Annotated in this window: 20 protein-coding genes; 4 read left to right on the top strand and 16 right to left on the bottom strand. The window is 64.5% G+C overall.

The genetic code is table 11. The features are described 5' to 3' along the window. Position 1: 1 nt before the first annotated feature. The 15 genes from rnhB to rpsB form a co-directional block, all read right to left on the bottom strand. A complete protein-coding gene (rnhB, locus tag ACODSU_RS18560; protein WP_476017861.1) occupies positions 2-634 on the bottom strand; it encodes a ribonuclease HII in 633 nt (210 codons plus the stop codon). Further along, positions 600-1,763 (bottom strand): lipid-A-disaccharide synthase, encoded by a 1,164-nt coding sequence (gene lpxB / locus ACODSU_RS18555; RefSeq protein WP_110959204.1) that lies wholly within the window; start codon positions 1,761-1,763, stop codon positions 600-602. The genes rnhB and lpxB overlap by 35 nt, the downstream gene beginning before the upstream one ends. A 10-nt stretch (positions 1,764-1,773) precedes the next feature. Then, positions 1,774-2,562 carry an acyl-ACP--UDP-N-acetylglucosamine O-acyltransferase gene (lpxA, locus tag ACODSU_RS18550; protein ID WP_488843829.1) on the bottom strand — a complete coding sequence of 263 codons (789 nt, stop codon included), beginning with the start codon at positions 2,560-2,562 and terminating at the stop codon, positions 1,774-1,776. Positions 2,563-2,583: 21 nt separating this feature from the next. After that, positions 2,584-3,024 (bottom strand): 3-hydroxyacyl-ACP dehydratase FabZ, encoded by a 441-nt coding sequence (gene fabZ, locus ACODSU_RS18545; protein WP_060984096.1) that lies wholly within the window; start codon positions 3,022-3,024, stop codon positions 2,584-2,586. Positions 3,025-3,040: 16 nt separating this feature from the next. Further along, a complete protein-coding gene (lpxD, locus tag ACODSU_RS18540; protein ID WP_060984097.1) occupies positions 3,041-4,024 on the bottom strand; it encodes a UDP-3-O-(3-hydroxymyristoyl)glucosamine N-acyltransferase in 984 nt (327 codons plus the stop codon). 24 nt (positions 4,025-4,048) lie between these two features. Then, a complete protein-coding gene (locus tag ACODSU_RS18535) occupies positions 4,049-4,570 on the bottom strand; it encodes an OmpH/Skp family outer membrane protein (RefSeq protein ID WP_209820379.1) in 522 nt (173 codons plus the stop codon). Next, positions 4,570-6,867 (bottom strand): outer membrane protein assembly factor BamA, encoded by a 2,298-nt coding sequence (bamA, locus tag ACODSU_RS18530; RefSeq protein ID WP_488843826.1) that lies wholly within the window; start codon positions 6,865-6,867, stop codon positions 4,570-4,572. The genes ACODSU_RS18535 and bamA overlap by 1 nt, the downstream gene beginning before the upstream one ends. 45 nt (positions 6,868-6,912) lie before the next feature. Further along, entirely contained in the window at positions 6,913-8,277 is a 1,365-nt protein-coding gene (rseP, locus tag ACODSU_RS18525) for an RIP metalloprotease RseP (protein ID WP_488843824.1), read from the bottom strand. Positions 8,278-8,306: 29 nt separating this feature from the next. After that, the gene (gene ispC, locus ACODSU_RS18520; RefSeq protein ID WP_488806482.1) at positions 8,307-9,488 is read right to left on the bottom strand and encodes a 1-deoxy-D-xylulose-5-phosphate reductoisomerase; all 1,182 of its coding nucleotides are present in this window, start codon (positions 9,486-9,488) and stop codon (positions 8,307-8,309) included. Then, positions 9,485-10,339, bottom strand: coding sequence for a phosphatidate cytidylyltransferase (locus ACODSU_RS18515; RefSeq protein ID WP_488843822.1), 855 nt, complete (start codon positions 10,337-10,339; stop codon positions 9,485-9,487). Before ACODSU_RS18515 ends, ispC begins: the two co-directional genes overlap by 4 nt. 27 nt (positions 10,340-10,366) lie before the next feature. Continuing rightward, positions 10,367-11,098 (bottom strand): polyprenyl diphosphate synthase, encoded by a 732-nt coding sequence (uppS, locus tag ACODSU_RS18510; RefSeq protein WP_488843820.1) that lies wholly within the window; start codon positions 11,096-11,098, stop codon positions 10,367-10,369. A 289-nt stretch (positions 11,099-11,387) separates the two neighbouring features. Next, complete coding sequence (frr, locus tag ACODSU_RS18505; RefSeq protein ID WP_488843818.1) at positions 11,388-11,948, bottom strand: ribosome recycling factor; 561 nt, start codon at positions 11,946-11,948, stop codon at positions 11,388-11,390. Between the two features lie 49 nt (positions 11,949-11,997). Further along, entirely contained in the window at positions 11,998-12,720 is a 723-nt protein-coding gene (gene pyrH / locus ACODSU_RS18500) for a UMP kinase (protein ID WP_008906712.1), read from the bottom strand. A gap of 56 nt (positions 12,721-12,776) precedes the next feature. Continuing rightward, positions 12,777-13,703: a translation elongation factor Ts gene (tsf, locus tag ACODSU_RS18495; protein WP_488843816.1), complete on the bottom strand. Its 927-nt coding sequence runs from the start codon at positions 13,701-13,703 to the stop codon at positions 12,777-12,779. A gap of 106 nt (positions 13,704-13,809) precedes the next feature. Further along, positions 13,810-14,562 carry a 30S ribosomal protein S2 gene (gene rpsB, locus ACODSU_RS18490; RefSeq protein ID WP_015013551.1) on the bottom strand — a complete coding sequence of 251 codons (753 nt, stop codon included), beginning with the start codon at positions 14,560-14,562 and terminating at the stop codon, positions 13,810-13,812. A gap of 187 nt (positions 14,563-14,749) precedes the next feature. Between rpsB and ACODSU_RS18485 the strand changes: the two genes are divergently transcribed. The 3 genes from ACODSU_RS18485 (at position 14,750) to ACODSU_RS18475 (ending at position 18,992) form a co-directional block, all read left to right on the top strand. Next, on the top strand, positions 14,750-16,105 hold the full coding sequence (locus ACODSU_RS18485) for an amidase (RefSeq protein WP_488843813.1): 1,356 nt from the start codon (positions 14,750-14,752) through the stop codon (positions 16,103-16,105). A gap of 52 nt (positions 16,106-16,157) precedes the next feature. Next, positions 16,158-17,390 (top strand): FAD-dependent oxidoreductase, encoded by a 1,233-nt coding sequence (locus tag ACODSU_RS18480; RefSeq protein WP_488843812.1) that lies wholly within the window; start codon positions 16,158-16,160, stop codon positions 17,388-17,390. An 84-nt stretch (positions 17,391-17,474) separates the two neighbouring features. Beyond that, positions 17,475-18,992 (top strand): NAD(P)H-hydrate dehydratase, encoded by a 1,518-nt coding sequence (locus ACODSU_RS18475; protein ID WP_488843810.1) that lies wholly within the window; start codon positions 17,475-17,477, stop codon positions 18,990-18,992. 6 nt (positions 18,993-18,998) lie between these two features. Here ACODSU_RS18475 and ACODSU_RS18470 read toward each other — a convergent pair whose 3' ends face one another. Beyond that, positions 18,999-19,757 (bottom strand): helix-turn-helix transcriptional regulator, encoded by a 759-nt coding sequence (locus tag ACODSU_RS18470; RefSeq protein WP_488843808.1) that lies wholly within the window; start codon positions 19,755-19,757, stop codon positions 18,999-19,001. 269 nt (positions 19,758-20,026) lie between these two features. Between ACODSU_RS18470 and ACODSU_RS18465 the strand changes: the two genes are divergently transcribed. After that, positions 20,027-20,890: an alpha/beta fold hydrolase gene (locus tag ACODSU_RS18465; protein ID WP_488843806.1), complete on the top strand. Its 864-nt coding sequence runs from the start codon at positions 20,027-20,029 to the stop codon at positions 20,888-20,890. Positions 20,891-20,944: the final 54 nt, after the last annotated feature.

The following is a 20,944-nucleotide window of genomic DNA, read 5'->3' as shown; positions in this document are numbered from 1 at the left end:
GTCAGGATCCGGCGCGCAGGTTTTGGGCCACTGGTGCAAACGAGCGCCGGTGGTGAATGCAGGCACCGTGCTCGCGCAAGGCTGCCATGTGCACGGCCGTGCCGTACCCCTTGTGTCCGGCAAAGCCGTATTGGGGAAACTCGTCATGCACCTGCGCGCACCAGCGGTCGCGGTGCACCTTGGCAAGGATGGAGGCCGCCGAGATGACCGGCACCAGCGCATCGCCCTTGACGATGGCCTCCGCCGGAACATCCAGCACCGGCAGCCGGTTGCCATCCACCAGCACCATCGCCGGTTTGAGCCGCAGCCCCATGACGGCACGGCGCATGGCCAGCAGCGTGGCCTGCAGGATGTTGAGCTGGTCGATCTCTTCGACACTGGCCTCGGCGATGCTGCAGCACAGGGCCTTGGCGCGGATCTCGTCGTAAAGCTTTTCACGCCGCGCGGCCGTGAGTTTCTTGGAGTCGGCCAAGCCCGCAATCGGATGCAGGTCGTCCAGGATCACAGCCGCTGCCACCACGGGCCCGGCCAGGGGACCACGCCCAGCCTCGTCCACCCCAGCCACCAGGCCGGGCGGATGCCAGGGCAGGCAGGCCTGCTCAGGCTGCGGGAGCGAGGATTTTCTGGATCGCATCGGCAGCCAGTTGTGGAGTGTTGCGCAGCAGGCTCTCGTGCAGCGCCGTAAAGCGCTGCTCCAGGGCCGCAATTTTTGGGGGATCTTGACGCTTTGCATCCAGCCAGTCCAACGTGGCGGCACAGAGGGCCTGGGGCGTGGCGGCGTCCTGGATCAGCTCGGGCACCACAAACTCACGGCACAAGATGTTGGGCAGGCCCACCCAGGGCTGCAGCTGCTTGCGGCGCATGAGCCACCAGCTCAGGGGGTGCATGTGGTAGCCGATGACCATGGGCCGCTTGAACAGCGCGGCCTCCAGCGTCGCGGTGCCGCTGGCGATCAAGGTGGCATCACAGGCCGCGAGCACCGTGTGCGACTGGCCTGTGGTGATCTGCAGGGCATCACCCAGACCACACGCGCGCGCCACCTGCTCGATGCGGTCGCGCAGTGCAGGCACCGCAGGCACTATCAATTTAATAGCTGGTCGCGCTTTAAGCACCAGCGCTGCCGCCTCAAAGAAGGGCCGCGCGATGTACTGGATCTCGGAAGAGCGGCTTCCCGGCAGGATGGCCAGAACTTCGTCCTCATCCCTCAGGCCCAGTTGCGCGCGCGCGGCCGTACGGTCCGGCACCATGGGAATCACGCCCGCCAGGGGGTGGCCCACGTAGGTGGCGGCTATGCCGTGCTGCGCGAGCAACTCTGGCTCGAACGGGAAGATGCAGAGCACATGGTCTGCGCTGCGGCGGATCTTTTCGACGCGGTCTGCACGCCAGGCCCAGATGGACGGACACACAAAATGCACGGTCTTGATGCCCGCAGCGCGCAAATCGGCCTCCAGGCCCAGATTGAAATCGGGCGCATCCACGCCGATGAATACATCGGGGCGGTCTTTGAGCAGGCGTTCGCGCAGCTGCTTGCGGATGCGCAGCAACTCGCGCAGCCGGCGCAGCACTTCCATGCTGTAGCCGTGTACCGCCAGTTTGTCGCTGGGCCACCAGGCAGCAAAGCCGCGGCGCGCCATCTGCGGCCCGCCAATGCCGCTGGATTGCAGCCCCGGCCAATGCGCCTGCATGCCGTCGATCAGCAAGCCCGCCAGCAAGTCGCCCGACGTCTCGCCCGCCACCATCGCGACGCGGGGGGAATCTGCCATCGCCCAGCCCTCAGCGCGCAATGCCGCGCGTGGCGTCGGCCAGGAACCGCTCCATCATCCCCGCGTCGTCGCCGGCCTGCGGCGCGGACTCCGCCAGCTCGGCAATGGCGGCGCGCGCAGCCTCCAGCGTGAGGCCCTGGCGATAGATCAGCTTGTGCATCTGCTTGACTGCCGCAATGCGCTCGGCCGAAAAGCCACGGCGGCGCAGCCCCACCACGTTGTAGCCGCGCACGGCCAAGGGGTTGCCATCCACCAGCATGAAAGGTGGCACGTCTTGCGACACGGCGCTGGCAAAGCCCACCATCGCGTGGGCACCAATCTTGACGAACTGGTGAATGCCGGTGAGCCCGCCCACCGTCACCCAATCGCCCAGGTGCACATGACCTGCCAACGTGGTGTTGTTGGCCAGTGTGGTGTGGTTGCCCACATGGCAATCGTGGGCGATGTGGGTGTACGCCATGATCCAGTTGTCATGGCCCACGGTGGTGATGCCACCAGCCTGGGGCACTCCCAGGTTCAGTGTGCAGAACTCGCGGATGGTGTTGCGGTCGCCGATGACCAGTTCGGTCGGCTCGCCCGCGTACTTCTTGTCCTGCGGGATGGCGCCGATGGAATTGAACTGGAAGATGCGGTTGTCAACACCAATCGTGGTGTGCCCATCGATCACGCAGTGCGCGCCGACCGTGGTGCCCGCACCAATGGTCACGTGTGCACCAATGACCGTGTAAGGCCCCACCGTGACCGTAGGGTCCAGGCGGGCACCGTCCGCAACAAGGGCTGTGGGGTGGATATTGCTCACGATCCAACAGGTCTGAACCGGTCAACCCACGGCGCGCATGGTGCACATGAGTTCGGCCTCGCAAGCCACCTCTTCGCCCACGCTGGCCACGCCCTTGAACTTCCAGATGCCACCGCGCACACGGTCGATGGTGATGGTCAGGATCAGCTGGTCACCGGGCTCCACCGGGCGCTTGAAACGCGCGCCATCGATACCGACAAAGTAGTAGATGTTGTTCTCATCGGGCACCTTGCCCATGGCGTCAAAGGCCAGCAAACCTGCGGCCTGGGCCAATGCCTCCAGGATCAACACACCCGGCATCACCGGACGGCCGGGGAAATGCCCCATGAAATAGGGCTCGTTGAACGTGACGTTCTTGATGGCCTTGATGCGGGTGTTGCTCTCCAACTCGATCACCTTGTCCACCAGCAAAAACGGGTAGCGGTGGGGCAGTTGCTTGAGAATTGCGTGAATATCCATCATCGAGTTGTTCTTCCGTTCATGCTGCCTTGAGGGCCAGCTCCAGCGCCTTGATGCGCTCGCGCAGGCTGTGCAATTGTTTGAGTGTGGCAGCGTTTTTTTCCCAGCGCGCATTGTCGTCGATGGGGAACATGCCGGTGTACTGGCCAGGCCGGGTGAGAGAGCGGGTGACCACCGTCGCAGCCGAGATGTGCACGTTGTCGGCCAGCTCCAGGTGCCCCAACACGATGGCGCCGCCGCCCACGGTGCAATGCGCCCCGATGGTGGCACTGCCCGCGACACCCACGCACCCGGCCATGGCCGAGTGCTTGCCGATGCGCACGTTGTGGCCGATCTGGATCAGGTTGTCGAGCTTCACGCCGTCTTCGATCACCGTGTCTTGCAGCGCACCCCGATCAATGCAGGTGTTGGCCCCGATCTCGACATCGTCTCCGATGCGCACGGCACCGAGTTGCTCGATCTTGACCCATTGCCCGTTCTCCGGCGCAAAACCAAAACCATCGGCCCCGATGACCACGCCCGCATGGACGATGCAACGCGCACCCACATGGCAATCCTCGCCCACGGTGACGCGGGACTTGAGCACAGTGTCCGCACCGATGCTCGCCCCGCGCTCGACCACGCACAGCGGACCAATGGTGGCCGAAGGGTGCACCTGCGCCGTGGGATCGACCACCGCACTGGGGTGCACACCCGATGGCCGCGCGGGCGCATTGCGCTGGCGCCACAACTGGGTGGCGCGGGCAAAGTACACATACGGGTTGTCGGCCACGATGCATGCGCCGCGCGCCAGTGCGGCATCACGCATGGCAGGCGCCACAATGACACAGGCCGCCCGGGAGGCGGCCAGTTGCTGTTGGTAGCGCGGGTTGCTCAGAAAACTGAGGTCTCCCGGGCCTGCAACCTCCAGTGGCGCGATGCGGGCAATGGCGGTTTCCCGCGCTCCCCCTTCCAGCGAACCACCGAGCGCATCAACGATGTGCCCGAGAAGCAAGCTGCTCACGCGCCACCTGTCCTGCGCAGCGGCTTACTTGGTTGCAGCAGCGGCATTCAGGGCCTTGATCACCTTGTCGGTGATGTCGTGCTTGGGGTTGATGTAGACGGCCTCTTGCAGGATCACGTCGTACTTTTCAGCTTCGGCCACCTGCTTGACCACCTTGTTGGCACGCTCCAGCACTTGCGACAGCTCTTCGTTCTTGCGGGCGCTCAGGTCTTCTTGGAATTCACGGCGCTTGCGTTGGAAGTCGCGGTCCTGGTCCACCAGCTGGCGCTGGCGCGCAGTGCGCTGGCTCTCGGCCATGGTGGGCGCTTCACGTTCAAACTTGTCGCTGGCGGTCTTCAGGGTGTTGCCCATGTCCACCAGTTCTTTCTCGCGGCGGGAGAACTCCTGCTCCAGCTTGGCCTGCGCAGCCTTGGCTGTGGTGGCTTCCCGGAAGATGCGATCGGTGTTGACGAAACCGGCTTTGAACTCTTGCGCTTGTGCAGGGGCTGCGAAGGCAACGGTGCCGAGCAGCAAGGCCACGGAGAGATGGCGAGAAAAGGATTTCATTAGAAAGACGTTCCAATCTGGAATTGCAGTTTCTGGATTCTATCGCCGGCGAACTTGCGCACTGGCTGCGCAAACGCCAAACGCAAGGGGCCGAGTGGCGAAATCCAGCTCAGACCCAAGCCCACGGAGGCACGCATGTCACTGAAGGTAACTTTGTCGTTTTCGCCGTACACATTGCCCACGTCCAGGAACGTGAAGACTCGCAGGGTCCGGTCATTGCCAGCACCCGGGAACGGAGCAATCAGCTCGGTGTTCAGTGTGATCTTCTTGGGGCCGCCCAAGGAAGCACCAGTCACATCACGCGGGCCGAGAGTGCCCTGGTCGAAACCACGCACCGAGCCCAGACCGCCCGAGTAGAAGTTCTTGAACACCGGGAATGGGCGGCCGTTCAAGCCCTTGCCGTAACCAGCCTCGCCATTGAAGGCAATGGTGAAGCGCTTGTTGAGCGGGATGTATTGCTGATACTGGTAGTTGGCCCGCACATAGCGCGCGTCGCCCGCCACAGACCATTCGGAATTAATGCGCTGGTAGCGGCCGGAATTGGGCGCCAGAGCGCTGTCCCGGTCGTCGCGGGACCAGCCCACGGTCAATGGAATCGACGTGCTGCTGTAGCCGAACTTGTCGGCATAGAACAGGTAGGTGGCCGGGATGTTCGTGCCGGGCTTGATGCGGGTCTGCTCCAGCCCGCCGCCAAAGAACACCGTGTCGGTCTCGCTGAAAGGCACGCCAAAACGCACCGAGGTCCCGGTGGTAACCAGTTGGTAGTTGCCCCCCTGGTCTTCATACGGCTTGTCGGTGCGGTAGTACACGTCGAGCGTGCGCGAGATGCCTTCGGGCGTGAAGTACGGGTTGGTGGTGCTGAACACCAGCGTGCGCCGGTACTTGCTGGTATTGACATCGATGCCCAGATAGTTACCCGAGCCAAAGATGTTTTCCTGCTTGATGCCGAAGGAAAGGGATGCCTTCTCGGCGCTGGAGAAACCCACGCCCAGTTGCAGCGAGCCGGTGGGCTTTTCAGCCACGTTGATCACCAGATCGACCTGGTCGGGAGAACCAGGCACTTCCTGCGTTTCCACGTTCACTTCCGTGAAGAAACCCAGGCGGTCTACGCGGTCGCGGGACAGGCGGATCTTGTCGCCGTCGTACCAGGAGGCCTCGTATTGGCGGAACTCACGGCGAATGACTTCGTCACGAGTGCGGTTGTTGCCACTGACGTTGATACGGCGCACGTAGGCGCGGCGTGCTGGTTCGGCTTGCAGCACAAAATTGACGCGATTGTTCTCGCGGTCGATTTCGGGCACAGCCTCTACGCGGGCAAATGCAAAACCAAAACGGGCGAAATACTCGGAGAAGGCCTTGGTGGTTTCGGTCACCTGGTCGGCGTTGTAGGGCTCGCCGGGGCGGATGGTCACCAGCGACTTGAACTCGTCTTCACGGTCCAGGTAGTTTCCTTCGAGTTTGACACCCGACACCACATACCGCTCACCCTCCGTCACATTGACAATTATGGAAATGTCCTGCTTGTCCGGAGAGATGGCGACCTGCGTCGAGTCCACACGGAACTCCAGGTAGCCGCGCTGCAGGTAATACGAGCGCAGGGTTTCGAGGTCGGCATTGAGCTTGGTGCGGGAGTAGCGATCAGACTTGGTGTACCAGCTCAGCCAGCCCCCTGTGTCCTGGTCGAACAGGCCCTTGAGCGTGGATTCGCTGAACGCCTTGTTGCCCACAATGCGCACTTCCTTGATCCGTGCAGGCTCACCTTCCGTGATCGTGAAGGTCAGGTTCACCCGGTTGCGCTCGATGGGCGTGACCGTGGTCACCACCTCGGCGCCATACAGGCTCTTGTTGATGTACTGGCGCTTGAGCTCTTGTTCAGCGCGGTCGGTCAGCGCCTTGTCATACGGGCGGCCTTCCGTCAGGCCCACTTCGCGCATGGCTTTTTTGAGGGCATCTTTGTCGAATTCGCGGGCGCCGGCAAAGTCCACGTCGGCGACGGTGGGGCGCTCTTCAACCACCACCACCAGCACATTGCCGCTGGCCTCCAGGCGCACATCCTTGAACAGTCCCAGACCGAACAACGCACGGATTGCGGCAGCGCCTTTTTCGTCGTTGTAGTCGTCACCGACCCGCAGGGGCATGGATGCAAACACGGTGCCGGGCTCCACACGCTGCAAGCCTTCCACGCGAATGTCCTGCACCTTGAATGGCTCCAGAGCCCATGCCGCATTGGCGACAAAAATCATGGCTGCAACGGCCGATGCAGTACGCACGCCCAGGCGATTAATGTGTTTTTTCATGAATGAAGCGGGAGCCGCAGTTGCAGGGCAAGCGCGGCAAAAGTGTTAGCCAAAGAGCCGGGTGATATCGTTGAACAGGGCTATGGACATCATGACCAGCAGGACTGCAACGCCTCCACGCTGCAGCCGCTCCATCCATGCGTCCGACACGCCCCTGCCCGTGACACCCTCCCAAAGATAATACATCAGGTGCCCACCGTCCAAGACAGGCAGCGGCAGCAGGTTCAGCACCCCCAGGCTCACGCTGATCAGGGCCAGAAAAATGAGGTATTGCGTGAGCCCCATGCTGGCCGAGCGGCCTGCATAGTCAGCGATGGTCAAGGGCCCACTCAGGTTCTTGAGCGACGCCTCGCCGATCACCATGCGCCCCATCATGCGCAAGGTGAGCAACGACACGTCCCAGGTCTTCACCACGCCGCCCCACAGGCCATCGACCAAGCCGTAGTCCACCGTCACGAGCTCCGGCGCAGCCCCTACGTAGGCACCAATGCGCCCTACCGTGTTGCCAGGTTCGATCACGGCGTCGGGCAACACGTCCAGAGTGATCACCTGGCCGCCGCGCTGCACGCGCCAGGGCTGCGCCACCGGCTCATTGCCACGCACCGATTGCCGGATCAGCTCACGCAACTGCTGGCCGTCAACGACATCGGTCTGGCCCACCTTGAGCACCAGATCGCCGGAACGCAGGCCGGAACGATCGGCAGCACTTTGCGCCATGACCTCGCCCAGCACGGGACGGGTCCAAGGACCCAGGATGCCGACCTTGCGGAACAGCTGGGCATCGGCCTCACGGCTGTCGATACGGGACATGTCAAGGACCACCTCGCGGTGGCCTGCACCCTGGGCGGACTGCACGTCAAGGCGAACATTCAGTCCCTCGAGCGCACCACGGGTCAGCAGCCACCGCAGGTCTTCAAACGAACGCACCGGCTCCAGGTCTTCTGCCCCCAATGCGGCGCGCTCTACCAGTTCACCGCCCCGCAAGCCGGCACTTTGCGCGACAGAGCCCGCAACCGGGCTCGCCAGAATGGCCCGGGGTTCTTCCACCCCGTTCCAGTTCACCACCGAATACAGCAGCACGGCCAGCAACAAATTGGCAATGGGTCCGGCGGCAACGATGGCTGCACGCGAGCGCAGGGGCTGGGTGTTGAAGGCCAGATGCCGCTCCTCTGCAGCGACAGGCGCTTCCCGCTCGTCCAGCATGCGCACATAGCCCCCCAGGGGAAACGCACCGATGACGAATTCCGTGGGAGACCCTTGCGGCTGCCAGCGCAGCAACGGCTTGCCAAAGCCTACCGAAAACCGCAGCACCTTGACCCCACAGGCCACCGCCACGCGGTAGTGCCCATATTCGTGCACCGCAATCAACAGACCGAGGGCCACAATGAAGGCAGCGATGGTGAGCAGCATGGATGGAGAGTTCCTGAACGGGACGGCAATCAGGCAGCCAGACGGCCCGCCACATGTTCTGCCGCATGGCGGGCCTGGGTGTCCAGATCCAGCAATGCAGCCAGCGAATCGGGCTTGGAGGGCGAAACGGCGTCCAAAGTTGCAAGGTTGACCGCGTGAATATGGTCAAAACGCAGCCGTCCGGACAAAAAGGCGCCCACAGCCACCTCATTGGCCGCATTCAGCACGGCGGTGGTCCCCTCGGCCGCCTTGAGCGCCTGCCAGGACAGGTGCAGGCCAGGGAAGCGAACGGCGTCCGCATCTTCAAACGCGAGGGCGCTCAGGGTCGAGAAATCCAGCTTGCTGGCCCCGCTGGTGATGCGCTCGGGCCAAGACAGGCCGCAGGCAATCGGCACGCGCATGTCAGGGGTCCCCAACTGGGCCAGGATGGAGGCATCCTTGAACTGCACCATGGAGTGGATGATCTGCTGCGGGTGGATGACCACCTTGATCTGGTCTGGGTGCAGGTCAAACAGCCAGCGGGCCTCGATGACCTCCAGCGCCTTGTTCATCATCGTGGCCGAATCCACGGAAATCTTGCGTCCCATCGAGAAGTTGGGATGCGCACAGGCTTGATCAGGGGTGATCTGCGACAGTGTGGACGGATCCCGCTGGCGAAACGGACCACCCGAAGCCGTGAGCAGGATGCTGTCCACGCGGTCAGACCAGGTGGCAGGGTCTTCTGGCAGGCACTGAAAGATGGCGGAGTGTTCGCTGTCAATGGGCAGCAACGTGGCGCCACCGTCGCGCACAGTCTGCATGAACAGCCCGCCCCCCACCACCAGGGCCTCCTTGTTGGCCAGCAACAATCGCTTGCCCGCACGCGCCGCAGCCAGACAGGGAGCAAGACCGGCCGCCCCCACGATGGCAGCCATCACAGCATCCACATCGTCGTGTGACGCTACTATTTCAAGAGCATCTTGCGATTGAATGACTTGCGTTGGAAGGCCATTTGCCTGCAATTTTTCAGCCAAGGCAGCCGCATGCGGGGCGCTGGCCATCACCGCATAACGCGGGCGAAACTGCGCGCACTGCGCCAGCAAAAGGTCCACTTGCGTCGCCGCACTCAGGGCAAACACCTCGAAGCGCTCAGGGTGGCGCGCCACCACATCCAGTGTGCTGGTCCCGATGGAGCCGGTGGAACCGAGAACGGTGAGTCGTTGTTTCTTCATAGGGTTGTCAGGCTCGTGAGCATCATGGCCAGGGGCAGTGTGGGCAACAAGGCATCCACGCGGTCGAGCACGCCGCCGTGCCCAGGCAACAGGCCACTGCTGTCCTTGACTCCGGCGCTGCGCTTGATGAGCGACTCCACCAGGTCACCCGACACGCTCATGGCCACCATGAACAACGCCGCAATCACCAGCAACCACCAGCCCTGCTGCGCCATGCGGCTGTAAAAACTGGGCACCGCCGCCTGCCAGTGGGCATCCGCCGCCACCCAGACGAAGGCCATCACCATCACCCCTGCCAGGCCGCCCCACACACCTTCCCAGCTCTTGCCGGGACTGATCGAGGGCGCCAGCTTGCCCTTGGTAAACCGCAACCCAAATGCACGCCCCGCAAAGTAGGCAAAGATGTCGGCCACCCACACCAGCAACAGCACCGACAGCAAAAAGTTGATGCCCACATTGCGGGCCTGCACCACAGCCAGCCACGCGAGCCACAAGGCGAGCACGCCAGCCACCAGACGCACACCGGCTGGTATGCGGGGCCAGCCAGGCACTCCGGCCTTGAGCAGCCAGGCAGCCGCCAGAACCCACAGCCCGCCGCCCACCACCCAGAGGGCTGTAAACGGACGATCCACCCAGCCCAGCGCCCACGACCCGGCGCACAAGGCCACACAGGCCACACCCACGGCCACGGAGCCCGCCTGGCCAAAACCGCTCAGACGCCCCCATTCCCAGGCACCGGCAGCCATCAAAACCAACACCACCAGCGTGAACGGGATGGTGTTGGCGTAGAAAAGCGCCGGCAGCAAAATGGCCAGCAGAACCAAGGCGGTGATGACGCGCTGTTGAAGCATGGGGGCTTTCAGAACCTGTTCAGGTTCTCAACCCGGCATCGGATCAGGATGCGCGGACAGAATCTGTTCAGAGGTTTTGCCAAAACGGCGCTCGCGGCGGCTGAAGGCGTCGATGGCTTCGTCCAGGGCGGACTCATCAAAATCGGGCCACAACCGGTCGCTGAAGAAGAACTCGGAGTATGCCGACTGCCAGAGCAAAAAGTTGCTGATCCGCATCTCTCCCCCCGTACGGATCACCAGATCGGGATCTGGCACATGGGCGAGGCCCATCGCGCTGTGCAGACTGGCCTCGGTGATGGGCTCACCCCGCGCAGCCAGCGACGCAGCCGCCTGGGCGATGTCCCAACGGCCTCCGTAGTTGAAGCAGACGTTGAGCACCAGGCGTGTGTTGTCCGCCGTGGCCGCTTCGGCCTGACCCAGACCGTCTCGCACCTTGGGCGAAAGGCTGTCCCGCTCGCCCACAAAATGAAGGCGCACACCGTCCTTCTTGAGCTGCGGCACCTCGCGCGCCAGGGCCATCGCCAGCAGTTCCATGAGGCCGGAGACCTCGTCGGCAGGGCGATTCCAATTTTCAGAAGAGAACGCAAAAACGGTGAGCACACGCACGCCGCGCTGCACGCAAGCGCGTGCGCAGCGGCGCAGTGAGTCAACCCCTTGTTTATGGCCCGCCAGGCGCGGCAAAAAGCGGCGCGTGGCCCAGCGGCCGTTGCCATCCATGACGATGGCAATGTGGTGTGGCACCACCGGAAATGCAGACATGGAAATGTTCAAGCCCTGGGGCCTAGAGCGTGTGATGCACTTTTACGTGCCCGCGAAAGTCGGGGAAAGGCCCGGCAACTAGGCGCAGGACGCGCCGCGGTATGAATACCGCAAGCGGCTTGCAACGACGTAGCCGGGCCTTTCCCCGACTTTCCCAAAGGGTTGGCCCCACACGCAGGCACTCGCGGCGTTGCACTGCTTGCCAAGGCCCCGGCCTTGGCTGCGCACTGCGCCTTGCGATCACCTACGTGCGGGGCCAACGCGGGTACGTAAAAGCGCATCACACGCTCTAGACCGCCATGATTTCCTGCTCTTTGGCGGCCACCAGCGCGTCGATCTCGGCGATGTGCTTGTCGGTGAACTTTTGCACTTCCGTTTCGGCGCGCTTCTGGTCGTCTTCGGACGCCAGCTTGTCCTTGACCAGTTTTTTGACGGATTCGTTGGCATCGCGGCGCAGGTTGCGCACGGCGATCTTGGCGCTCTCGCCCTCGTTGCGCGCGAGCTTGGTCATTTCCTTGCGGCGCTCTTCGCTCATGGGGGGCATGGGCACGCGAATCAGGTCGCCCATGGAGGCGGGGTTCAGGCCCAGTTCGCTTTCGCGGATGGCCTTTTCAATCTTGGCGCCCATGCCCTTTTCCCAGGGCTGCACGCTGATGGTGCGCGAATCGATCAGCGCCACGTTGGCCACCTGGCTCAGTGGAACCAGGGAGCCGTAATACTCGACCTGCACCGTATCGAGCAGGGCCGGATTGGCACGACCGGTGCGAATCTTCTGCAGGTTGTTCTTGAACGCGGTGATGGACTGGTCCATCTTGGTTTCAGCAGTCTTCTTGATGTCGGCAATCGTCATGTTTTCTCCTCGGGCCGACCTGCATGCGATGCAGGCCTTTCCATCGTGATCAAGCGTAAACCAGCGTACCTTCGTCTTCGCCCATCACCACGCGCTTCAAGGCGCCGTGTTTGATGATGGAGAACACCTTCACGGGCAGCTTCTGGTCACGGCACAGAGCGAAGGCAGTCGCGTCCATGATGCCCAGATTGCGGGACATGGCCTCGTCAAAGCTGAGCTTGGTGTAGCGCGTCGCCGTGGGATCCTTCTGGGGGTCGGCAGTATAAACGCCGTCCACCTTGGTAGCCTTGAGCACCAGTTCGGCGCCAATTTCCGCGCCACGCAGGGCAGCTGCTGTGTCGGTGGTGAAAAACGGGTTGCCCGTACCGGCCGCGAAGACCACGACCTTGCCCTCTTCAAGATACTGCAGCGCCTTGGGGCGCACATAGGGCTCGACCACCTGCTCGATGGCAATGGCGGACATCACGCGGGCCACCAGGCCCTGCTTGTCCATGGCGTCGGCCAGGGCCAGGGCGTTCATCACGGTGGCCAGCATGCCCATGTAGTCGGCGGTGGCACGGTCCATCCCGACCGAGCCCCCGGCGACACCACGGAAAATATTGCCCCCACCGATCACCACGGCCACCTGGACACCCAGGCGGGTCACTTCGGCGATCTCCTCGACCATGCGCACGATAGTGGCGCGGTTGATACCGAAGGCGTCATCCCCCATCAGCGCCTCACCAGACAGCTTGAGCAAAATGCGCTTATGGGCTGGTGCAGCGTTGGACATGGGAAATTTCTCCAGTAAGTGGTACGAGGCTTTGGTGGGGTGGTTACAGGGAACGATCAGGCAGCAGCCTTGGCAGCAGCCACCTGGGCAGCCACTTCGGCAGCAAAGTCGTCCACCTTCTTCTCAATGCCTTCGCCCACCACGTACAGGGTGAAGCCCTTCACGTTGGTGTTGGCAGCCTTGAGCATCTGGGCCACGGTTTGCTTGCCGTCGGCAGCCTTCACGAAGACCTGGTCGGCCAGCGAGACTTCCTTGAGGTACTTCTGCACCGCGCCATCGATGCGCTTGGCCGTGATTTCAGCGCTTTGTGCAGGCTTGCCGGCAGCCACAAGTTCCTTGTTGGCTTCGTCAGCCTTGCCTTCGGCGACCGAGCGCTCCTTGGCAATCAGATCGGCAGGCACATCGGCGCTGGTCAGGGCCACGGGCTTCATGGCGGCCACGTGCATGGCAACGTCCTTGGCGGCGGTGGCGTCACCGTCGAACTCGACGACCACACCGATGCGCGAGCCGTGCAGGTAGGCTGCCAGATTGGAGCCGCTGAAGCGCTTGAAGCGGCGGAACGACATGTTTTCACCGATCTTGCCGATCAAGCCCTTGCGCACATCTTCCAGCGTGGGGCCGAAGCTGTCTTGCTCGTAGGGCAGTGCACCCAGGGCTTCCACCGTGGCGGGGTTGTGCAGTGCCACCAGCTTGGCAGCGGCGTTGGCCATGGCAATGAAGCTGTCGTTCTTGGAAACGAAGTCGGTTTCGCTGTTGACTTCGACCAGAGCACCCGTGGTTCCGTCGATGTAGCTGGCGACCACGCCTTCAGCAGTCACGCGCGACGCGGCCTTGCCAGCCTTGGTGCCCAGCTTGACGCGCAGCAGCTCTTCCGCCTTGGCCATGTCGCCTTCGGCTTCGGTCAGCGCCTTCTTGCATTCCATCATGGGGGCGTCGGTCTTGCCACGCAGTTCAGCCACCATGCTTGCGGTAATTGCAGCCATCTTTATTCCTTCAGTATTCAGTTCAGTCAGTTCAGATTCGGGCTAAAAAAAAGGGGGCTCACCAGGGGCCCCGCTTTTGTTCGCGACGGATCGCGCAGCCGGGCTATCAGGCAGCGGCTTCTTGCACTTCCACGAATTCGTCGGTGCTCTCGCCAGCGGCGGCCTTCACGACTTCGTTCACGGCGTTGGCGCGGCCTTCGATGATCGCGTCAGCGATGCCACGGGCGTACAGCGTCACGGCCTTGGCCGAGTCGTCGTTGCCGGGGATCACGTAGTCGATGCCTTCGGGCGAATGGTTGGTATCCACCACACCGATCAGCGGAATGCCCAGCTTCTTGGCTTCGGCCACGGCGATCTTGTGGAAGCCCACGTCGATGATGAAGATGGCGTCGGGCAGAGCAGCCATGTCCTGGATGCCGCCGATGTCCTTTTCGAGCTTTTCGATTTCGCGGGAGAACGTCAGTTGCTCCTTCTTGCTCAGGTTTTCGAGGCCAGCTTCTTGCTGGGCCTTCATGTCCTTCAGGCGCTTGATCGAAGTCTTCACGGTCTTGAAGTTCGTCAGCATGCCGCCCAGCCAGCGCTGGTCCACGAAAGGCACGCCAGCGCGTTGCGCTTCAGTGGCCAGGATTTCACGGGCTTGGCGCTTCGTGCCGACCATCAGGATCGTGCCGCGGTTGGCAGCCAGTTGCTTGGCGAACTTTTGGGCTTCCTGGAACAGTGGCAGCGACTTTTCCAGGTTGATGATGTGAATTTTGTTGCGATGGCCGAAGATGTAGGGGGCCATCTTGGGGTTCCAGAAGCGGGTTTGGTGACCGAAGTGGACACCGGCTTCCAGCATTTCGCGCATGGTAACGGACATAAAAATACTCCAAAGGTTAGGTCTAAAATCAGCCCCAATATTTGCAGTGCCGTGATCCTCACGAACACCGCAACACCTTGACAGGGCTGCTTTGCGATTGGCCTTGCCGCAGCGGCCACGCGGGTTGTGCAAACTTTGCACCACTGCGCTACTGCTCCCAGCAAAACCCAAAGATTCTAGCACACCCATGCTCCCTGACCTGATCGCCACCCGTGAGCAACTGCGGGACGGCGCCACCACCGCGCCCGCCGAGCTGGAGCGCTGCATCGACGCCGCCCAGGCTGCATCCAACACCCACAGCTTTGTCCGCACGCTGTTTGACGGAGCACGCACCACGGCGGTGCAGCCGGGTGTGGCCCAGTTGCCTCTTGCCGGACTGGCCGTGTCGGTGAAGGACTTGTTTGACATCGCCGGGCAACCGACCCCGGCGGGCTCCACTGCGCTGGCCGATGCTCCCGCAGCCGCCGAGGACTGCCCGGCTGTAGCCCGACTGCGCGCAGCGGGCGCCAGCCTGATCGGCCGCACCAACATGGTGGAATTCGCCTTCTCCGGCGTAGGCGTCAACCCCCACTACGGCACGCCCGCTGCCTGGGATAACCGGTTTGGCGCCCTGCCCGGCGCGCCCCGGGTGCCCGGCGGGTCTTCGTCCGGCGCTGGGGTGTCGGTGGCCACCGGCGCGGCGTTCATCGGGCTGGGGTCGGACACCGGTGGCTCCATCCGCATTCCCGCCGCCCTCAATGGCATTGTGGGTTTCAAGAACACGGCCCGGCTGGTGCCCACCGCGGGCGCCGTGCCGCTGTCCACCACCCTGGACACCGCCTGCGCCATGACGCGCACAGTGCGCGACGCCATCGTGGCGCACGAGGTGCTGGCCGCCCGGCGCGTGACGCGCAGTCTGGCGCCGCTGTCGCAATACCGGCTGGCCGTCCCATCCACCCTCTTCCTCGACGGGCTGGACGCCCCCGTGGCCCGCGCCTTTGAGCGCAGTGTGGAAGCCTTGCGCCAGGCGGGCGCCCAGATCGACACCATCGCCCTGCCCGCCGTGCTGGAGCAGCCCGCCTATGGCTTCGCCGCCCCTGAAGCATACGCGTGGCACCGCGCGCTGCTGCAGCGCGCAGGCGACCGCTACGACCCCCGGGTGCGCATGCGCATCGAAAAAGGCGCCACGCTGATGGCCTGGGAATACATCGACTTGCTGCAGGAGCGCCAGCAATGGATTGCGCGCATGCTCGCCGACATGGAGCCCTACGACGCCCTGCTCTCCCCCACCGTGCCCATCGTGGCGCCGCTGCTGGCCGATGTCGCCCCCGCAGATGGCCTGGACAAGGCCCGGGACGCAGCCCGCGATGCCGAGTTCTTCCGCGTGAACAACCTGCTGCTGCGCAACACCAGTGTGGTCAACCTGCTGGACGGCTGCGCGCTGTCCCTGCCCTGCCATGTGCAAGGGGAACTCCCGGTCGGGCTGATGGTCTGGCACGGGGCACTCCGGGATGACACGGTGCTCAACATCAGCCTGCAGATCGAGCAAACACTACAAAAATAATAGCTACCAGCGCATGATCCACTTGCGCTTGAAGCCAAAAACACCTAAATTCATGAAGATTGCCATAGTGGGCGCCGGCATTGTCGGCGTCACCACCGCGTACGAACTGGCCAGCGACGGCCACGAAGTCACGGTGTTTGAACAGCGCAGTGCGGCCGCCGAGGAGGCCAGCTTTGCCACTGCCGGGCTCCTGGCGCCCCACCTGCTCAGCCCCTGGGCGCTGCCGGGCTTCGGCCAGCCGCTGCGGCTGATGGGCGCACAGGCCACCCTGCGCGTGGCAGGCGGCCTGACCCGTGCCAACTGGTCCTGGCTGCGGCGTTGGCGCAGCACGGCGCGCAGCAACAGCGCCCCGGCCGCTGCTGTCGAGCGCCTGGCGCAATACAGCCAGGCGCGCCTGCAAGCCATCGTCAGCCAGCACGAGCTGGACTTTGAAGCCAGCGACGGCCGCCTGGTGCTGCTGCGCACCGAAGAAGACCGCGCCCGCCTGCAGCCCGCGCTGCAAGTGCTGCGCGACAGTGGCGTGGCCCTGCGCGAGATCGACGCCGATGCGGCGCGCCAGATCGAACCCGGCCTGTCGACCGAGGCGCCGCTGGCGGGCGCCATCCACCTGCCCGATGCGCGCGCGGGCAACTGCCGCCTGTTCGCGCAGCTGCTGCGCCAGGGCATCCAGGGTGCGGGGGTGCAGTTTGTGTTCAACACCCGGGTGGACCGCGTCGGCACCAGCCCCACCGGCGTGGTGCTGCAGGGCGAAACAGACCTGCGCCGCTTTGATGCCGTGGTGCTGTGCGCCGGCATGGCATCGGCCACGCTGCTGCCCGCACTGGGCCTGGGCCTGCCCATGGCGGCCGTGTATGGCTATTCCGTGAGCGCCCCGCTGCGCGAATCCACCCACGCCCCGCGCGCCAGCGTGGTCGATGCGGGCCAGCAAATCTCCATCACGCGCCTGGGCCAGCGCGTACGCATTGCCGGCGGCGCGGAACTGGCGGGGGCCGAGGCCGAGCATTACACCCCCACGCTGCAGCGCCTGTACCGCACGCTGAACGACTGGTTCCCCGGTGGCGCCCAGCTGTCATCCAACCTGCAGATCTGGCGCGGCGCGCGCACCATGCTGCCCGATGGGGCGCCGGTTCTGGGCGCCAGCGGCGTGCCGGGTCTGTGGCTCAACACCGGCCACGGCGCTGGCGGCTGGGCCCTGGCTTGCGGCAGTGCCCGGGCACTGGCCGACCTGATCGCGCAGCGTGAACCCGAGGTGTCGCTGGACGGGCTGGGCATGCGGCGGTTCTGACCCCACCTGGGATATTTTCAAAGCGGGAAGCGGCGGCGCACAATGGCAGGCGCCTGCCGTTTGCAGCGCCCCTGCCCTCGCCCCATGCACCGCATCGCCCCCCACCAGCCTCACCCACTGTTCAACACAGCCGCCACACGCCGCCTGGAAAAAGCGGCCGCGGCCGCCCTGCCCCCACATACCCTCATGCAACGCGCTGGCCTGGCCGTGGCGCAACTGGCCCAGGCATTGGCTCCGCACGCACGCACCGTGTGGATTGCCTGCGGCCCCGGCAACAACGGTGGTGACGGGCTGGAGGCTGCGATGCACCTGCAACGCAGTGGCCGCAAAGTGGTCGTGACCTGGCTGGGCCAACCCGACACGGCCCCGGCCGACGCCAGAGCTTCCTGGCAGCGCGCAAGTGATGCAGGCGTGGCCTGGGCCGATGCCGCACCCGACGACCTGGATGCCAACGACCTGTGCATCGATGCGCTACTGGGCATTGGCGTCTCGTCTTCACCCCAAGCCCCCTCGCGCACGCCCGATGCCCGACTCCAGGCCTGTCTGCAAGCCCTGCACCACAATCTGGCCCCCGTGCTGGCAGTGGACCTGCCCAGCGGGCTGGACGCAGACACCGGCCAGTTTGCTGCGGGCCTCGCGCCCGATACCCCGCACCACCGCCCGCCCCCGCCACGCCACACGCTGAGTCTGCTCAACCTCAAGCCCGGCCTGTTCACCGCCACCGGGCGGGACGCAGCAGGCCAGGTGTGGCTGGACGACCTGGGCGTGGCTCCCGGGCATGAGCCGCCCAACGCCTGGCTCTCCGGCCCCGCCCTGCCCACCCCACGCGCCCACGCCAGCCACAAGGGCAGCTATGGCGATGTCGCCGTGGTGGGTGGCGAGGGTTTGGCGGCACGCGGTATGGGCATGGCGGGCGCCGCACTGCTGGCAGCATCGGCCGCCCTGCACAGCGGTGCAGGCCGGGTGCTGGTGGCCTTGCTGGACGACGGGCATCTGCAACTGGACTTGCAGCAGCCCGAGCTGATGTTGCGCCGCTTTGACGCGCTGGCGCTAGAGCAGCTCACCGTGGTCTGCGGCTGTGGCGGCGGTCAGGCCATCGCTCGCGTGCTGCCCGAGGTCATTGCCCGCGCCGCGCGCCTGGTGCTAGACGCCGACGCACTCAACGCCATCGCCTCCCAGGCCGCATTGCATGCGCTGGTGGTGGCACGTGGGCAGCACGGGCAGCCCACGGTCATCACCCCCCACCCGCTGGAAGCCGCCCGCCTGCTGGGCCTGACCACCGCCGAAGTTCAGGCCAACCGGCTGGATGCCGCGCAACAACTTGCGGACCAATTCAACTGCGTGGCCGTGCTCAAGGGTTCGGGCACCGTGATTGCCGCGCCCGACCGCATCCCCGCCATCAACCCCACAGGCAACGCGCGGCTGGCCACGGCGGGCACGGGCGATGTGCTGGCGGGCATGGCGGGCGCGCACCTGGCCGCTGGCGCCAGCGCATTGCGTGCAGCGAGCGAAGCGGTGTACCAGCACGGACAGGCCGCAGATGTGTGGCCCGCAGGCCTGGCCCTCACCGCCAGCGCACTGGCGCGGCGCGTGGGCGGGTGACAGGGGTCAATCCAACAGCGTGACCTGCTTGAGCGGCTTGAGCACGCTCGACGGCGTCATGCCAAAGGTCTGGCGGAACGTGCGGCTGAAATGCGCCGAGTCCGCAAAGTCGCCGTCCAGCGCCGCGTCCGTGAGGCGCGGGCTGACCGCCAACCCGGCCATGGCCAGCCGCACCTGCGACCATACGCGGTAGCTGCGCAGGCTCACACCCATTTCGGCGCGGAACAAATGGTTGAAGCGCGAGGCCGACAGCTGTGCCTCGGACGCGAGCCCCGCCCGCGCCAGGCGCCCCTGCTCCTGCTCCTGCTCCTGCTGCGGACGGCGCAGGGCATGCAGGCTGCGGGCTACGCGCGGGTCCAGCGGGGTCGCCGCCTGCAGCAAGTGGCGCTGAAGCAGGGCCGGCAGATCGAAGGCGCGCAGATAGCCCTCCATGGCCGCACGCGCCCCCACCGGCGCCGCCGCATCCAGGAGCACGCCACCCTGCCGCTGGAACACGCTGCGCAGGCTGCGCGCCTCCGGCGAGTCGGGCTCCAGGTACACCAGCGCCACCACTTCACCGCAGGGGTCGAACAGATGCTCCACCCCGGCATCCACCAGCGCGCTGTGACAGGTCTCCATCAGCCCTTCGCCCCAGCGCAACGCGAACCGGCCCGAGAGCCCCATCAGCAGCACCGGCGACGCATGGCAGTGCCAGCCCGTGGCCGGGATCTCTCCGACGTAGAGCGCGCGGTCAGTGCCCAGGGTCAGTGTGTTGCGTGTCGGCATAGCCCAAACCTACAAGTTTTTTTACCGAGATCTCCGTAGCCTTGCCTCTCCTGCCAGGGGGCCTGCCGGTGTTTATGCAGCGGTCCCCGGCATGCACACCGCCATATCCCTGGAGAACGCTTCTTGAAACGCATCGCTATTTCTGTTGCAACGGCACTGGTACTGGGCACAGCCGGCCTCTACTACGGGGTGCCTTCATTGTTCAAAGAGCCCCGCTCAGGGCCAATCGCCATCTGTCTGGCCTGGAAGAAAAAACCACCAACGCGGCGATGCGCACCATCCACTACCTGGACAACGGCACGCCCCCAAACCCCGCGCTGGCCGTCGGCAGTGGAGCAGATGCTGGAACGCCCATTGTTCTGCTGCACGGCATTTTTGCGGAGAAGGACCATTGGGTCGATTTTGCGCGCCCCCTCACCGGCCAGTACCGGGTGATTGCCCCAGATATCGCGGGCTTTGGCGAAAGCACGCGGCGCGATGACCAAGCCTACGACTATGCCGCCCAAGTGACGCGCCTCGCCGCGTTTCTGGACGCACTCGGCTTGGCGCAAGTGCATCTGGCTGGCAACTCGATGGGTGGCACGATCGCAGCGCTCTTTGCCCTGCGGTACCCCGAGCGCGTAGCCAGCGTGGCCTTCATCGGCGCGCCCCACGGCATACGCTCGCCCCAGCCCAGCACCATGGACCGCCTCATCGACGCCGGGCAACGCCCGCTGGTGGCCCACGATGCCACCGCCTTCAAAGCGATGATGGAGTTGGTGTTTGAAAAGCGCCCCTTCCTGCCCTACCCCATCCTGCATGCTTCCGAGCAGGACGCGCTGCGCAACGCTGCATCCAACACCCGCCTGTGGGACGCGCAGCTGAAAGACCGCTATCTGCTGGAACAACACCTGGGCCACCTGCAGCAGCACCCCACCCTGGTCCTGTGGGGCGACAGCGACCGCGTATTCGACCGAAGCGGCCTTCAAACAGTGCAGAAGCTGCTTCCGCAGGCATACATCGCCGCGCTGCCTGGCATTGGGCACCTGCCCATGATGGAAGCCCCCGCCGACACGGCACAACGGTATGCGCGCTTTCTGGAGCAATCGAGCGCCCCTCAAGCCGCCAAGCATGCACATTTCAATCAAAAATAGGCTCTTCTAGCGAATGCTAGTGACACTTTGATTTCCCATGGCCGCACCCAGCAC

The sequence above is a fragment of the Acidovorax sp. FG48 genome (assembly GCF_057809085.1).
The sequence above is the reverse complement of the archived record's forward strand: the minus strand, read 5'-3'. Positions and strand labels throughout refer to the sequence as shown.

Excerpts from the sequence above, each read along its gene's own strand:
- fabZ (WP_060984096.1), bottom strand. The coding sequence starts at position 3,024 with ATGATGGATATTCACGCAATTCTCAAGCAACTGCCCCACCGCTACCCG.
- ACODSU_RS18485 (WP_488843813.1), top strand. The coding sequence starts at position 14,750 with ATGCTCCCTGACCTGATCGCCACCCGTGAGCAACTGCGGGACGGCGCC.
- rpsB (WP_015013551.1), bottom strand. The coding sequence starts at position 14,562 with ATGTCCGTTACCATGCGCGAAATGCTGGAAGCCGGTGTCCACTTCGGT.
- frr (WP_488843818.1), bottom strand. The coding sequence starts at position 11,948 with ATGACGATTGCCGACATCAAGAAGACTGCTGAAACCAAGATGGACCAG.
- rnhB (WP_476017861.1), bottom strand. The coding sequence starts at position 634 with ATGCGATCCAGAAAATCCTCGCTCCCGCAGCCTGAGCAGGCCTGCCTG.
- lpxB (WP_110959204.1), bottom strand. The coding sequence starts at position 1,763 with ATGGCAGATTCCCCCCGCGTCGCGATGGTGGCGGGCGAGACGTCGGGC.
- tsf (WP_488843816.1), bottom strand. The coding sequence starts at position 13,703 with ATGGCTGCAATTACCGCAAGCATGGTGGCTGAACTGCGTGGCAAGACC.
- bamA (WP_488843826.1), bottom strand. The coding sequence starts at position 6,867 with ATGAAAAAACACATTAATCGCCTGGGCGTGCGTACTGCATCGGCCGTT.
- ACODSU_RS18470 (WP_488843808.1), bottom strand. The coding sequence starts at position 19,757 with ATGCCGACACGCAACACACTGACCCTGGGCACTGACCGCGCGCTCTAC.
- ACODSU_RS18515 (WP_488843822.1), bottom strand. The coding sequence starts at position 10,339 with ATGCTTCAACAGCGCGTCATCACCGCCTTGGTTCTGCTGGCCATTTTG.
- uppS (WP_488843820.1), bottom strand. The coding sequence starts at position 11,098 with ATGTCTGCATTTCCGGTGGTGCCACACCACATTGCCATCGTCATGGAT.
- ACODSU_RS18465 (WP_488843806.1), top strand. The coding sequence starts at position 20,027 with ATGCGCACCATCCACTACCTGGACAACGGCACGCCCCCAAACCCCGCG.
- ACODSU_RS18480 (WP_488843812.1), top strand. The coding sequence starts at position 16,158 with ATGAAGATTGCCATAGTGGGCGCCGGCATTGTCGGCGTCACCACCGCG.
- ACODSU_RS18535 (WP_209820379.1), bottom strand. The coding sequence starts at position 4,570 with ATGAAATCCTTTTCTCGCCATCTCTCCGTGGCCTTGCTGCTCGGCACC.
- rseP (WP_488843824.1), bottom strand. The coding sequence starts at position 8,277 with ATGCTGCTCACCATCGCTGCCTTCATTGTGGCCCTCGGTCTGTTGATT.
- pyrH (WP_008906712.1), bottom strand. The coding sequence starts at position 12,720 with ATGTCCAACGCTGCACCAGCCCATAAGCGCATTTTGCTCAAGCTGTCT.
- ACODSU_RS18475 (WP_488843810.1), top strand. The coding sequence starts at position 17,475 with ATGCACCGCATCGCCCCCCACCAGCCTCACCCACTGTTCAACACAGCC.
- ispC (WP_488806482.1), bottom strand. The coding sequence starts at position 9,488 with ATGAAGAAACAACGACTCACCGTTCTCGGTTCCACCGGCTCCATCGGG.